General features: G+C 37.2%; 13 protein-coding genes. 3 read left to right on the forward strand and 10 right to left on the reverse strand.

Translation table 11 applies throughout. The features are described 5' to 3' along the window. Window positions 1-277 precede the first annotated feature (277 nt). Entirely contained in the window at window positions 278-1201 is a 924-nt protein-coding gene (locus CKJ95_RS14820) for a nuclease-related domain-containing protein (protein WP_099354218.1), read from the forward strand. 539 nt (window positions 1202-1740) lie between these two features. On the opposite strand, the gene CKJ95_RS14825 is transcribed toward CKJ95_RS14820, so the two are convergent. The 3 genes from CKJ95_RS14825 to CKJ95_RS14835 form a co-directional block, all read right to left on the reverse strand. Then, entirely contained in the window at window positions 1741-2388 is a 648-nt protein-coding gene (locus CKJ95_RS14825; RefSeq protein ID WP_099354219.1) for a DUF2268 domain-containing protein, read from the reverse strand. A 215-nt stretch (window positions 2389-2603) separates the two neighbouring features. Further along, window positions 2604-3842, reverse strand: a complete 1239-nt coding sequence (gene fabF, locus CKJ95_RS14830) for a beta-ketoacyl-ACP synthase II (protein ID WP_099354220.1) — start codon at window positions 3840-3842, stop codon at window positions 2604-2606. Between the two features lie 76 nt (window positions 3843-3918). Further along, window positions 3919-4851, reverse strand: a complete 933-nt coding sequence (locus CKJ95_RS14835) for a beta-ketoacyl-ACP synthase III (RefSeq protein WP_099354221.1) — start codon at window positions 4849-4851, stop codon at window positions 3919-3921. Window positions 4852-5122: 271 nt separating this feature from the next. Between CKJ95_RS14835 and CKJ95_RS14840 the strand changes: the two genes are divergently transcribed. Then, window positions 5123-5395: a hypothetical protein gene (locus CKJ95_RS14840; protein ID WP_099354222.1), complete on the forward strand. Its 273-nt coding sequence runs from the start codon at window positions 5123-5125 to the stop codon at window positions 5393-5395. Between the two features lie 29 nt (window positions 5396-5424). Here the strand turns inward: CKJ95_RS14840 and CKJ95_RS14845 are convergent, their stop codons facing one another. From CKJ95_RS14845 to CKJ95_RS14855, 3 genes are all read right to left on the reverse strand, one after another. Beyond that, window positions 5425-6381, reverse strand: a complete 957-nt coding sequence (locus CKJ95_RS14845; protein WP_099354223.1) for a BMP family ABC transporter substrate-binding protein — start codon at window positions 6379-6381, stop codon at window positions 5425-5427. An 89-nt stretch (window positions 6382-6470) separates the two neighbouring features. Next, complete coding sequence (locus CKJ95_RS14850; protein WP_099354224.1) at window positions 6471-7037, reverse strand: hypothetical protein; 567 nt, start codon at window positions 7035-7037, stop codon at window positions 6471-6473. 273 nt (window positions 7038-7310) lie between these two features. Beyond that, window positions 7311-8042 carry an alpha/beta hydrolase gene (locus tag CKJ95_RS14855; protein WP_099354225.1) on the reverse strand — a complete coding sequence of 244 codons (732 nt, stop codon included), beginning with the start codon at window positions 8040-8042 and terminating at the stop codon, window positions 7311-7313. Window positions 8043-8321: 279 nt separating this feature from the next. On the opposite strand from CKJ95_RS14855, the gene CKJ95_RS14860 reads away from it, so the two are divergent. Then, window positions 8322-8510: a YjzD family protein gene (locus CKJ95_RS14860; RefSeq protein WP_099354226.1), complete on the forward strand. Its 189-nt coding sequence runs from the start codon at window positions 8322-8324 to the stop codon at window positions 8508-8510. A 38-nt stretch (window positions 8511-8548) separates the two neighbouring features. Here CKJ95_RS14860 and CKJ95_RS14865 read toward each other — a convergent pair whose 3' ends face one another. The 4 genes from CKJ95_RS14865 to CKJ95_RS14880 all read right to left on the reverse strand — a co-directional run bounded on the left by CKJ95_RS14865 (window position 8549) and on the right by CKJ95_RS14880 (window position 13990). Next, window positions 8549-8728: a YjzC family protein gene (locus CKJ95_RS14865; RefSeq protein WP_077617287.1), complete on the reverse strand. Its 180-nt coding sequence runs from the start codon at window positions 8726-8728 to the stop codon at window positions 8549-8551. A gap of 111 nt (window positions 8729-8839) precedes the next feature. Beyond that, the gene (argF, locus tag CKJ95_RS14870; RefSeq protein WP_099354227.1) at window positions 8840-9799 is read right to left on the reverse strand and encodes an ornithine carbamoyltransferase; all 960 of its coding nucleotides are present in this window, start codon (window positions 9797-9799) and stop codon (window positions 8840-8842) included. After that, entirely contained in the window at window positions 9796-12921 is a 3126-nt protein-coding gene (locus CKJ95_RS14875) for a carbamoyl phosphate synthase large subunit (protein ID WP_099354228.1), read from the reverse strand. The genes argF and CKJ95_RS14875 overlap by 4 nt, the downstream gene beginning before the upstream one ends. After that, window positions 12914-13990, reverse strand: coding sequence for a carbamoyl phosphate synthase small subunit (locus CKJ95_RS14880; RefSeq protein ID WP_099354229.1), 1077 nt, complete (start codon window positions 13988-13990; stop codon window positions 12914-12916). The genes CKJ95_RS14875 and CKJ95_RS14880 overlap by 8 nt, the downstream gene beginning before the upstream one ends. Window positions 13991-14035 lie beyond the last annotated feature (45 nt).

Here is a 14035-nt window from a genome sequence, read left to right on the forward strand (position 1 = left end):
GATTAGTCAAAATTATTATGTAAATAGAATTTTATTACTATAATATTATAATTGCAAGACAATTTTTTAAACTCAGAGTCAAAATTGTTTAATATGTTGCAAAATAAGGGTTTTTATTAAATTTTCTATTAACTTAAATTATTCTAATATATTATAAAAATATATTATATTAGAATTTTCTAAATACCTGTATATGCAACTTATATAGAACTAGTAATTGAAAACATAGATAATAGATTTAAAATTAACTCGAATCTCTTATAAAGGAAGTGTTGCTTTGATTATTAAAAAACGAACTGTTCCACTAGAATTACTGCTCCTAAGATCGATCCGAACTCGAATGCAAGTTTTTGAAAAAACCAAAAATCAAATCATAACGCTCGAAAAAGGTTATATTGGAGAAAAAATGTTTGACCAGAGACTAGAAAAACTCTCCCTAGATTGCCTCATCATCAATGACCTCCTACTTGAAACCGCTAATACTCATTACCAAATCGATTCATTCCTTATTTCTCAACCTACAATACACATTTTTGAAGTAAAAAATTTTGAAGGTGATTACCTGATTGAAGGCAACCGTATGCGACTTCTCTCTGGTAAGGAGATAAAAAATCCCCTCATTCAACTATCTCGAAGTGAATCTCTCTTTCGGCAATTGCTCCAACAACATGGTTTTAACCTTAAAGTAGAGGCTCATCTCGTATTTATAAACCCGCAATTTTACCTCTACGGGGCTTCACCCGACCTACCGATTATTTTTCCATCACAACTTGGACGGTTTTTGAATCAATTAAATTCACAGCCTTCAAAATTAACAGGGCAACACAATACACTGGCAAAGAAACTCATCGACTTACATGTAAAAGACTCACCATTTTCACTACTGCCAGCGTATAGCTTTGATGGGTTGGCGAAGGGGATTTTGTGTGTGGGGTGTGGTGAATTGGAGATGTTTGATTCAGGTCTTACCACAACATTAACATGTAAGAAATGTGGTTTTGTGGAAGATAAAGAAGTTGCAATTTTGCGGAGTATACAGGAGTTCAGTATGCTTTTTCCAGAAATGAAGATTACTTCGGGGATAATTTTCGAATGGTGTAAGATTATAAGATCAAAGGCTGTCATCCAAAGAGCACTTGCAAGATTCTATCAATCTTGTTCATCTAAAAAAGGGACATACTATATTAAAAAAGAGGAATAGTGCAATATGAGAAAAATAAGATAAGAGCTTTCCCTGTTTCATTCAAAAAGGGGACTCTTATCTTTTTTTATTATGTGGGGATTTTTATTTGTATGGTATAATTCCCAGTTTAATCGGTGGTATACTATGGGTTTTTCCTGTTTTATCCAGAAGTGCTGTCTAATACACTATTTATATTATGACCTTTTCCTGTTTTATCCAAAACCTATGTCATATACGCTATTTATGCTATGGCTTTTCCCTGTTTTATCCAAAACCTATATCATATATGCTATTTATGCTATGGCTTTTCCCTGTTTTATCCAAAACCTATATCATATATGCTATTTATGCTATGGCTTTTTCCTGTTTTATCCAGAAATGCTGTCTTATCCGCTACTTATGATTTGGCTTTTTCCTGTTTTATCCAGAAGTCCTGTCTTATACGCTATCTATGCTATGACCTTTTCCTGTTTTATCCAAAGGTGAGATCATATCTACAAATTCCCCCAAGAAATTTACCTTTTTTAAGTTAAAATCAAAAACCACAGCCCCTACAATCAAAGATACTCCTTCACAAACTCCTTCGAGTCCACACCCAAGATTGCGTTCGTTTGTAGTTTGTTAGCTTCCAAATATTGCTTAACTAAGTAATAGCCTGCACAATAACCTGCCATCTTGGGGCTGAAGCCTTTTCCGTATAAAAGATCGTTGTGTTTTCGTTCGTTTCTTTTTACAGTTCGGTTCGGAATTATTAGTTGTTTGACAAGTTTTTCAAGCTGTACATCGGAGTAATATTTCGTCCATCCCGCTAGATTCTCCGCCCCACAATGCTCACGAACTGCGTTTTCTGCAATCCCCTCTAAGATCACCGTATCCAAAAAAGTTAAGTCGGCTTCATTCTTTTTATATTTTTTCAGACGACAAACATGATTGTATTCATGTGTGAGCACTGCTTTGATTTCGTCATGTGAATTATGCGGAGAGAAAAAGAGAAATAATTTGTCCTTAAAGGCAAGCCCTGATTTGCCATTATAATCTCTTTTGATTCTGGAGTTTGTTTCGTCTGCCGGGAAAATGAAGATTGGGACCTGCGGACCGTTCCATTTTTTTTGCAAGACACTATATTCTTTTTTTACTTTTCCCCATACGTTTTTAGGAAGGCTATCAAGTATGTTTGTAGTAACTGTTCTGTACATTCCGTGCATTTTTAAATACTGATAAATCTCACGTTCTGAAGCCCTATTTGAAAAATAGCTTCTTAGTTTTTTACAAAGTTTAACTGGATTTTCATGTGACTCCTTCAGCCATTGGTCTGTGCGGATTACCCCACTTCACCACATCCTTTCTTCACCTCATTATCGTATTCGATTTTAATAAAAAAGGAGCCAGACCATTTGGCCTGACTCCTCGGATTTAAACGTTATTGATATTTCTTAAATAGAATTGTTGCGTTGTGTCCACCGAAACCAAGTGAGTTACTTAGTGCAACATTTACTTCTTGTTGTCTAGCTTTGTTTGGTACATAGTCTAAGTCACAATCTGGATCTGGTGTTTCATAGTTAATAGTTGGTGGAATGATTCCTTCTTTAATTGCAAGTACCGAGAAGATTGCTTCCACACCACCAGCAGCTCCAAGTAAGTGACCTGTCATCGATTTTGTAGAGCTGATCGCTACTTTATAAGCATGTTCACCGAGTACTTCTTTAATTGCTGCAGTTTCAAACTTATCATTATAATCTGTGCTAGTTCCATGAGCGTTGATATAATCAACATCACTTGGATTTAGTCCTGCATCTGCAATGGCTTGGCGCATTGCGCGAGCTCCACCTTCACCGCCTGGTGCTGGAGCTGTTATATGATAAGCATCTCCTGTTGCACCGTAGCCAACGATTTCTGCATAAATATTGGCTCCCCGAGCTAATGCATGTTCAAGTTCTTCAAGGACTAGAACTCCAGCTCCCTCACCCATTACAAATCCGTCTCGGTTTTTATCAAATGGACGGCTTGCTGTTTTCGGATCTGGGTTTAATGATACGGCTCTTGCTGAAACGAAACCAGCAAATGACATACTGGTTAATGGTGCTTCTGTTCCGCCAGTAACCATGACGTCTGCATCTCCACGTTGGATTACCTTAAACGCATCACCGATTGAGTTCGTACCAGTCGCACATGCTGTAACTGTACATGTGTTAATTCCTTTTGCTCCGATAGCGATGGATACTTGGCCAGCCGCCATGTCTGGAATCATCATTGGTACATAGAATGGACTTACACGACGATAACCTTTTTCTAAGAAAATCTTATGCTGTTCCTCATGAGTTTCCATTCCGCCAATACCTGAACCAAGCCATACTCCAACACGCTCTGCATTATCTTCATTGATAGTTAAATTTGCATCTTTAACTGCCATGAATGAAGCAGCTATGGCATATTGTGTGAAGCGGTCCATACGACGTGCTTCTTTTTTGTCCATATAATTTTCCGGATTAAAATCCTTTAATTCCGCTGCTACCTTTGCTGGTAAGCCTTCAATTTGAACTCTTGTTAATGGACCGATACCTGAGACACCGTTTTTCGCATTTTCCCACGTCGTTTTCACATCGTTACCTAACGGCGAAACCGTGCCTAATCCTGTTACTACTACACGCTTCTTTTCCATAATCTTTCTCCTTCCAACCTATTTCAACATTTCTATCAATAGTTGCGACAAATGATGTTCTTTTATGTTAGTTTCTTTAGCGACCCCATCTTATACAGATGGCACCCCAAGTTAGTCCTCCACCGAATCCTACCATAACAATTACGTCATCATCCTTAATTTTTCCTGCTTCAATATCTTCAACAATTGAAATTGGAATGGATGCTGCTGATGTATTTCCGTATTTATTCACTGTTTTAGACATTTTTTCAACTGGTAGTTCAAGTCTTTCTCTTGAAGCCTCCATGATTCGAATGTTTGCTTGGTGTGGGATTAAATAATCAACATCTTCACGCTTTAATCCTGCTTTTTCTATTACATTTACACTTGATTCGCCCATTTGTCTTACTGCAAATTTGAATACTTCGCGTCCATTCATAATGATGTGTTCATCTTGGTAAAGATGTTTTGCACCAGTTCCGTCTGCTCCTAATTCGAAAGAGAGGATTCCTCTTCCTTCTGAAACTTCACCAAGAACAACTGAACCTGCTCCATCTCCAAATAATACGGCTGTATTTCTGTCGCTCCAGTCCACAATTTTAGACAGTTTTTCAACACCTACTACTAATACATGCTTATAATCACCATTTTCAATAAACTGTTTACCTGTAATGATTCCATACATAAATCCAGCACATGCTGCACTAATATCCATTGCCGCTGCATTTTTTGCACCAAGACGTTCTTGAATCATACATGCAACTGACGGAAATGGGTTGTCAGGCGTTACTGTCGCTACAATAATCAAGTCTAATTCTTCTGCGCTGATACCTGAATCTTCTAAAGCTCTACGGGCTGCTTCATACGCCATATCAGAAGTATTTGTATCATCATCGGCAATTCTGCGTTCTTCTATTCCTGTTCTTGTACGAATCCATTCATCTGATGTATCTAAAATTTTTTCGAGATCTTTGTTTGTTACCACTCTTTCCGGTACAAATCGATTGATTCCAATTATTCCTACACCCATACAAACATCTCCCTTTTTATGAGAAAAACATAATTTTTTATCAAAAAAGCTTTTTTTATTCCGCGCTTTTCTTATTATCAATTATTATGACTTGGTACTAATTTTAATTCATTTTTTAATTGTTATCAACTCTTTGGTTTTATTTTTTGAAAGATTCCATGTTAGCCTAGGATTTTGAGTGATGCTAGCCCATCTCATTTTTTGAGATGTATCATATGAATATAATATAAATGTTGTAAAGAAAACTTCTTATGTGAGTTGGTGATAAAAAATGAGTAATGAGAATGAAGATTTTGATTTAAAAGAAAAGGGTGAGCGTGATTCTTCCTCAATGGATCGGTTCGATCGGCTCATGTTTGGTTCTCGTTCGGCAAAGAGAAATAAGGATGAAGCATCCGTAGAAAATTCCAATCAAAATCATGCTAATGGAGTAGATTTCAACCAACTAATGGGACAAATTAGTGATATTATGACCTCCATTGATAAAATCAAACCAGCTTTAAAAGATCTTTCGCCACTCCTTGATTATTTTCGAAAAAAATAAGAAGCTATCACCTGATGTGATAGCCTCTTCTATTTTGATGGAAGATCTCCCGTTTCTTTATATTGTTTAATATAATCTTTGAGTTCTGTAATAAAATTTTCATCAACCTTGGGGCTAAAAATCCCCATTGAAATGACTTCATCTTGAAAGTCAAACGAAAGGTTTCCTGAAGCAAGTTCACCCTTATTGAACTTTTCGGCAACTAACAAATAGAGTTGATCCACATGCTGAACAGTACTTGTATAGACGGTTTCTTTGCCCAGGTCTGATTGGTCCGAAACATAACCTATTGCATATAGTCCTTCTTCCTTAAGCCTTTCTATCACTGGTACATTGTAGCCATCCCCAGCAGGATAAATAATATCAACACCGTCTGTTATCATTTTCTCAGCTATCGAAATTGCTTTTTCGTCATCATCCCAGTTTTGAACATATCCTATATCTACATCGACTTCATCATTTTGAAATAAAACACCCTCATAAAACCCATTGATTTCTGGTTGCCATTCAAAAGCAGCAATAATTCCGATTTTGTTTGTTTTCGTCATTTCACCCGCAACCATGCCACCGAAAAATCCCATTGCATGCCCTTCAAAGTTTAGGCTCGTAACATTCTCTTTTCTCGTATTCCCATTGAAAAAAACAAAATGCACATCAGGGTATTCATCTGCAATATCATTAAAAATTGAAACATATTCACTACCATGACCAAATATTAAGTTGACACCTTTATCGACATATTCATCCACAGCAGATCTAGTTGCAGCTTCTGTCGTAATTCCTTCTTTGTAAAAGACATCAACCTCAAATTGAGATTTTATCTGTAATAAACCCTTATATCCCTTCGTTCCCCATACTTGGTCATCTATTGTATCTGGTACAAGCAAACCTACTTTTTTGACCCCAGTATCTGCATCTGTTTGTCCACAGGATACGAGAAAACTTAATAGGAATAAGAGCGTCACCCACCTAAACAACTTTTGCATTACTACAACTCCTTCAAAAACAAAAACAAAATTCATCTTCTATACTTTATTTTATTGTACTTTGTGCTACTTGGAAAGCAAAAGAAGAACTAGCTGTCTAAGTTTTGGTGGATATATTCTTTATGGTCATTCTTTATTTGAATACCTTCGGCTAAACCTTTATTAGAAAAGTCGATAAACGTAAACAAAAACTCTAAATTCTTCGTCCGGATCTTCCGATGTTCCCACAGACTATTTTCTAAATTTATTTTGGTATACCAACTCTCATCCAATTCATCCTCCAAAGAGTTCTTTACTTCTTTGTTTTTATCGTGTGCCGAGACCAAAATAAGTTTAGTTTTTGAATCAATGCAATAGTCAAATACGGATTGAAGTCTTTCTTCTTTTTCCTCATTTCGATTTGGATCGGTAGAGCTAAACCATGGATATATGACTGCATCTGTTTTTCCGAACAAACTCTGGTTCAATAATGCCTTCGAATTGTCGATAAAATGAAAATAGGCATTGCGTCCAATATAGAGCATTTTATTTTCTTCCGGACTATTTTCCATCGGTTCGGCATCTACTCCAATGACATTGATTTCCTCTTCTAGCATCCTGCGGCAGAGTCCATATCCTACAAACGAGAAAGCATCGAATAGTATGACCTTCTTCACTTGTAACATCCCCCATATATTATTAATCAAATGCGCCTTGGCGTATTTGCCGCCCGATTTTTTTCGAGCCTGCTCGAAAAACTTCCATTGAAAAATCGTGGCATCCGCCGGAGGCTAACTTTATTCAGCCATAGTTTGAACTCCCACAAAAGACTAAACCCTTACTCCTCATCCCCCCATTATATTAATAGGGACTTCTGCTGAATAAAGTTACAGTATCGTATGCGGGTTAGTAAATAAAAAGTCCCTATTCTTTCAAGAAACTGGGACTTTTTATAATTCCTTTTCATTTTCTTTATAGAAGCTACCAATCGAGCGACTGAATGCATACGTATTTTCACTGATATGATAGCTTAACGTGACCATCTCGTTTCCACTTTCATATTTCTTACTGTGTATTTCAGGAGTGTATGTTCTTTCATTTGTGTTATGCCAAATTTTAATTGGGATACCTGGAATTACAAGATTATCTTTAGATGCTAAATCTTTAATTTTGAATTCAACTTCTCGTTCCTCAAGGTGATAAGCCTTCGCAACTTCTTTTAGCAACTTTTTATAAAAAAATTTATTTTTTCTTTCATTCTCAATATGGGCAACTAAATCAATGCATGGATTTAGGAAAGCCATGGATCTTATTTCTCCTTGCATCCTTTTACTTAACTGCATGGCAGTTAATGCTCCCATCCCTTCAGCAAGAATATGGATGCGTTTGTTTAGGATTTCACGTTTCATCACGATGTGATACAACTGTTTTGCCAATTTTACGGAGGCAGGATTTCCCCAGTTTGCACCATACAGGTTTGAATAAAATACTGTATATCCCTCATCCTTAAGGTATTCGAGAATTTGGGACCTTGCGTAATTTTGGATCCAAAAGCTAGTGCTTTCTTCTACAAAATTCGTTTTATCCCCTATGATTAAAACAGCAAAGCCATTTGGACGTTTTGGCAAATGAAGAGCAGACCACTCCGTATCGAGCTTAAAGAATTGTTTATTTTGTACCATTGCTCTCTTCTCCTACTCCTGATTTTCGTCCTTCATGATTAGTGTATGATATGAAATAAAAGATGAAAGGGGGAAATGCCTATAAAATAGCTTTTCTTAAAGATGACAAATGTGGTAAACTATTTAAAGATACCGTTAACTTTATTCAGCAGAAGTACTGAATAAAGTTAAAGCCTCCGGCGGATGCCACGATTTTTCAGTGGTAGTTTTTCGAGCGAGCTCGAAAAAAATCGGGCGCAAATACGCCAAGGCGCATTTGATTTTAATGAGGTGAAAACATTGCGTTATTTTTGGACTTTCTTTTGGACATTCCTCTTAATCCAAATGGCTTCATATGTTATTGGATCAATGCAGGCAGCTACATATTCATTTCAAACAGCTTCAGTCGTTGCGGTGATTGTGACAGCCCTAATCATTATTTTAGGTTCTGTTATTCCAAACGAGCCTGTAGAGGAACCTCATCATTAATATGCAAAAAAAGACCCGTTCGGGTCTTTTTTTGTTGTTTATGGCTTTCTTTTATATGACCATTTGCGGTTATGGTTTGAGTTTTCCGGGAACGGGTCACCGGCACTTAATTTAACACTTTTAGGGTTCTTAACCATATCTCCTTGCTCGCCGATTTCTACATAAATCCCATTATTCGGTGCTTTTTGCCCTGCACGAAATTCATGACTTTGCCCCATCATAATCCTCCTTTTTGAATAGTATTACAAGATTACTATTCCCACTACCCTTTAAAATCATGAAAAAAAGCCCCAGTACTTAAAAAGGACCGAGGCTTCATAAAATTTTGCTTATTCCATAATTGCTTTTAATACTGCTTTTTGAACGTGGAGACGATTTCCCGCTTGTTCGAATACAACTGAATGTGGTCCATCAATCACATCGGCCGTAACTTCTTCACCACGATGTGCCGGTAAACAGTGCATGAACATGTAGTCTTCATTAGCACCACTTACAAGCTCTGAATTAACTTGATATGGCATAAACGCCTGAAGTCTTTCTTGCTGTTCCTTTTCTTGCCCCATGCTTGCCCATACATCTGTGTATATATAATCCGCACCTTCTAGGCCACCTACAGGATCATGGCTTACCTCAATAACTGCATTTGTTTCTTTTGCAATTTCTTTTGCTTTCTCTACGATAAAAGTCTTCGGAGCGTATGCAGGCGGACAAACAACCGTACAGTCCAATCCAACCTTTGCCGAAGCAATCATTAGTGAATGAGCAACATTATTGCCATCCCCAACATAGACAAGTTTGCTTCCCTTGAAGATTTTCTTTTTTTCATAAATTGTGAGTAAATCAGCTAATGCTTGGCATGGGTGATAGTCTTCTGTTAGACCATTGATGACTGGAATACTGGCAAATTTTGCGAGCTCCTCAATTTTTTCATGCTCAAATGTACGAATCATGATTGCATCTACATATTCAGACAAAACCATCGCTGTATCAGCAATTGATTCTCCTCTACCTAGCTGCATATCATTGCTATTTAGGTAGATTGCATTTCCACCAAGCTGAAGCATACCTGCCTCAAAAGACACTCTTGTACGGGTTGAATGCTTTTCAAAGATCATCGCTAAGGTTTTTCCTTTTAAATACGATGTTTCTTCCCCATTCTTATGCTTTTGCTTTATTTCAATAGCTGTATCCAACAAACTGATAATTTCTTCACCTGTTAAATCAAGGAGAGTAAGTAAATCCTTTCCCTTTAGAACGTTGTTAGCATTATGTTTAATAGCAGTTGTCATTTGCTAATCACTTCTTTCTGATTTTTGAATGTACCTCTACGTTCTTGAATCGACATGACTGTAAAATTCGATACACGGAACGCTTTTAAGAATGCATGTAATGTTTCAATTTCAGTGAATACATGAATTCGCTTTTGACTTGCCTCTAACTTATTCTTTTTCGCACTTTTCTCGCCTGTAAGGCTTACAAATGCTAAAGCCTTTTCGCTCTTACACCATTCTGAAATGTCGTTAGCGATATACGTTTTAAGTCCCATTTCCTCTGCTAATTGCTTCACTTCTTCAGGAATACTTTCCGCATCGAAGACAATTTCATCGGCGTCTTTTTTCGCAATGATATAGCTGTGGAAAACTTTTGTTAGTGCTTCATCAATTGTTGCCGCAATGCTAATTCCCTCACCGGTAGATTTCATTTCAGGCCCTACTGTCGGATCTCCGAGCAGTTTATAGGTTGAGAAAACTGGGTATTTCACTGTATAGTACGGTAAATCAGGTAATAATCCTTTTTCTGATGTTACTTCTTGTAGAGATTTACCAAGCACAAGTTTTGAAGCAAGTTGAGCCATTGGGATCCCTGTAATTTTGCTAATTACTGGTACCGTACGACTTGCTCTTGGGTTCACTTCGAGTACATAAATTTGATTGTCACTGATTACGAATTGAATGTTCATTATCCCTTTAAACTCTAATTCACGAACAATCTTAGTAGCATAGGTTTCAACCGTTTTTTTGTTATCTTCGGTTAAAGAAACTGCAGGCATAATCGCATGACTGTCACCAGAGTGAACGCCTGCTTTTTCAATATGTTCAACAATGGTTGGAATCAAAATTTCGTCCCCATCAGATAGTAAATCAACTTCAATTTCTAATCCAGGTACATACGCATCAATCAGAAGTGGATACGTATCTTCTGTTATGTCTTTTAAAAATGAAACAAGCTCGTCCTCATCATTTATTACAAGCATTCCCTTGCCGCCTATAACATACGAAGGACGGATTAAGACAGGATAACCTATCGCCTTAGCCTTCTCCACTAATTCTTCCGCATTATCGGCAATCTCACCAGGGATATGCGGAATATTTGTTTTTTCTAAGAGCTTATAAAAACGGTCACGGTCCTCAAGCTGGTCAATGATATCGTGTGTGATACCGACAATTGAAATACCTTCCGCTTCTAATCCTTGGGCAAGATTAATCGCTGTTTGACCACCAAATTGAACCATTACTTGATCCACTTTTTCTGCTTCGATTACATTTAATACATGTTCAAGGGTTAAAGGTTCAAAAAATAATTTATCAGCAATCTCATAATCGGTACTTACAGTTTCAGGATTGTTATTCATCAAAATGGTTTCGTAACCCTCGTCTTGTAGCGCAAATATCCCATGAACCGAGCTATAGTCAAACTCAATGCCTTGACCGATTCGAATAGGTCCAGAGCCAAGAATTAATACCTTTTGCTTATCGGAAACATCCAGCTCATTTTCACCAAAATAACTTGAATAATAATAAGCAGTTTGTGCAGCAAACTCTCCTGCACAGGTATCTACGCATTTGTAACTAGGAATAATGCCAAGTTCTTTTCGTTTTGCACGAACCATTGATTCCTCCACTTGACAAAGGAACGCAATATGCTGATCGGAGTATCCCTTTTCCTTTACGACTTGCATAAATTCTAAAGTAAAATCAGTAAGTGCAGTTTGTTGAATTTTCACTTCAGTATCTACCAAGATCTTGAAGGTCTCTAAGAAAAATAGATCTATTTTTGAAATCGAATGAAGTTCCCCGACAGTTGTTTCTCTTCTTAACAATTCAAGAACAGCAAAGAAACGATTTTCACTTCCTTTTTCAACAAGCTGGAGAAGTTCCTCACTTGATTTATTTACAATTGCAGGTAAGCGAAGGCTTTTATTATCGCCCTCTAGCGAATGTACTGCTTTTTGAATGGCACTTTCAAGATTTCGGTCAATGGCCATTACCTCACCCGTTGCTTTCATTTGTGTTCCAAGCGTAGTAGGAACATCTGTAAACTTATCAAATGGAAAGCGCGGGAATTTCACAACAACATAATCTAACGCTGGTTCAAAACTAGCAAATGTTTTTCCTGTAACTGGGTTTACTAATTCATCTAATGTATATCCTACAGCAAGCTTTGCGGCCATTTTTGCAATTGGATAGCCCGTTGCTTTTGATGCTAGTGCTGAGGAACGACTAACTCGTGGATTTACTTCAATTAGATAATAATTCTTACTAAATGGATCTAAAGCGAATTGGATATTACAACCACCAATTATTCCTAAAGCAGAAATAATTTTAATGGACGCAGATCGTAGCATTTGATATTCTTCATCTGTTAGTGTTTGTGATGGTGCCACAACAATTGAATCACCAGTATGGACTCCAACAGGATCGATATTTTCCATGTTACAGATGGTAATGCAGGTTCCCTTTTTGTCCCTCATTACCTCATATTCAATTTCTTTATATCCAGCAATACTTTTTTCAATCAAACATTGAGTAATTGGGCTTTCGGATAAGCCATTTTTCGTTAGTTCTTCTAATTGTTGCAATTCATGCGCAATGCCTCCTCCTGTTCCCCCCAATGTGTAAGCTGGACGAACAATAACAGGAAATCCAACCTTTTCTGCAAAAGTTATTGCTTCTTCAACTGTTGTTACAATTTCACTATCCGGGACTGGCTCATTTAGTTCATTCATTAAGCTTCGAAAAGCCTCACGGTCCTCGCCTTGTTTAATGGATTCAATATGAGTACCAAGGACTTTCACATTATACTTATCTAAAATACCTGCTTCACTTAAACTAAAAGCTAGGTTAAGACCTGTCTGCCCCCCAAGTGTTGCGAGTAAACCGTCAGGACGCTCCTTCGCAATGATTTTTTCAAGACTCTCAACAGTTAATGGTTCAAAATATACAATGTCTGCATTGACTTCATCTGTCATAATGGTTGCTGGATTATTATTAACTAAGATGACTTTATAGCCTTCTTCACGTAGAGCTCTGCACCCCTGTGTCCCAGAATAATCAAATTCTGCTGCTTGCCCGATTACAATTGGCCCAGAGCCAATAACTAATATTGATTGTATTGAATGATCCTTAGGCATATATCTCTTCTCTCCTAACAGTACACTTATGTGCTATAAATTCATCAAAAACCCAACTACTTTCAGATGGTCCTGGGTGTGCTTCCGGATGAAATTGAACCGTTAAAATAGGAAGCCTTGAATGTGTTAATCCTTCTACTGACTTGTCATTGCAATTTATAAAACGCGGTTTCAATTCTGTTTCACTCAAACTTGCTTCATCAACTACATAACTGTGGTTTTGTGATGTAATATAAACTTTATCATTAAGTAAATCTGTCACTGGTTGATTTGCGCCTCTATGACCAAATTTCAACTTCTTTGTATCTCCACCTAGGCTTAAGGCAACAAGCTGATGTCCTAAGCAAATGGCTAGTGTTGGAAAATATTCGATCATCTGCTTAATTGTCGGAAGATGTTCAGCTAGGGCCTTTGGATCTCCAGGACCATTTGACAAGACAATACCATTTGGTTGAAGTTGTTTGACTTTTTCAAAAGATGTAGTATAAGGAACTACAGTTACCTTACATCCCTTTGACAAAAGAGATTGTAAGATTGATCTTTTATACCCGAAATCAACTAATACAATGTGTTTATCTCCTGTACCAAAAGTTTGCCACTCCTTACTTGATACTTCACCAACAGGATTAGCATTAACAGAAATGGCTGGTACATCAAACGAAGGAGAATCACTAATTACAGCCTGCATGGTTCCTTCAGTTCTGATTCTTTTTACAACTGCACGTGTATCGACGTGGGAAAGCAATGGTATATTCCATTTTTCAAGATACTGTTTTAAGGAATACTTTGCATTATAGTGAGAATAAGCATCCTTTGTTTCATATACAATGACTCCGGCCACGTGGGGTTCTTTACTTTCAAAATCGAATTCATTAATTCCGTAATTTCCAATTAGGGGGTATGTGAAAACAATGATTTGATTTTTATAAGAAGGATCCGTTAAAACTTCTTGATAACCGGTCATCCCAGTATAGAATACGATTTCTCCGTTCGTAACAGCCTTTTCAGAAGCTTGCGATAACGTTCCTTCAAAGCTCTCACCATTTTCTAAATGTAGATATCCCTTCATTGTTTCACCTCGTATTTTTATTTAGGCAGACGTATTTTTATACAA

Origin of the sequence: Fredinandcohnia onubensis (assembly GCF_002734285.1) — a bacterium.
Lineage (GTDB): Bacteria > Bacillota > Bacilli > Bacillales > Bacillaceae_L > Ferdinandcohnia > Ferdinandcohnia onubensis_A.

What these genes read in the sequence shown, in the direction of transcription:
- CKJ95_RS14825 (WP_099354219.1), bottom strand. Translation starts at nt 2,388, where the DNA reads ATGCACGGAATGTACAGAACAGTTACTACAAACATACTTGATAGCCTT.
- fabF (WP_099354220.1), bottom strand. Translation starts at nt 3,842, where the DNA reads ATGGAAAAGAAGCGTGTAGTAGTAACAGGATTAGGCACGGTTTCGCCG.
- CKJ95_RS14835 (WP_099354221.1), bottom strand. Translation starts at nt 4,851, where the DNA reads ATGGGTGTAGGAATAATTGGAATCAATCGATTTGTACCGGAAAGAGTG.
- CKJ95_RS14840 (WP_099354222.1), top strand. Translation starts at nt 5,123, where the DNA reads ATGAGTAATGAGAATGAAGATTTTGATTTAAAAGAAAAGGGTGAGCGT.
- CKJ95_RS14845 (WP_099354223.1), bottom strand. Translation starts at nt 6,381, where the DNA reads ATGCAAAAGTTGTTTAGGTGGGTGACGCTCTTATTCCTATTAAGTTTT.
- CKJ95_RS14855 (WP_099354225.1), bottom strand. Translation starts at nt 8,042, where the DNA reads ATGGTACAAAATAAACAATTCTTTAAGCTCGATACGGAGTGGTCTGCT.
- CKJ95_RS14865 (WP_077617287.1), bottom strand. Translation starts at nt 8,728, where the DNA reads ATGGGGCAAAGTCATGAATTTCGTGCAGGGCAAAAAGCACCGAATAAT.
- argF (WP_099354227.1), bottom strand. Translation starts at nt 9,799, where the DNA reads ATGACAACTGCTATTAAACATAATGCTAACAACGTTCTAAAGGGAAAG.
- CKJ95_RS14875 (WP_099354228.1), bottom strand. Translation starts at nt 12,921, where the DNA reads ATGCCTAAGGATCATTCAATACAATCAATATTAGTTATTGGCTCTGGG.
- CKJ95_RS14880 (WP_099354229.1), bottom strand. Translation starts at nt 13,990, where the DNA reads ATGAAGGGATATCTACATTTAGAAAATGGTGAGAGCTTTGAAGGAACG.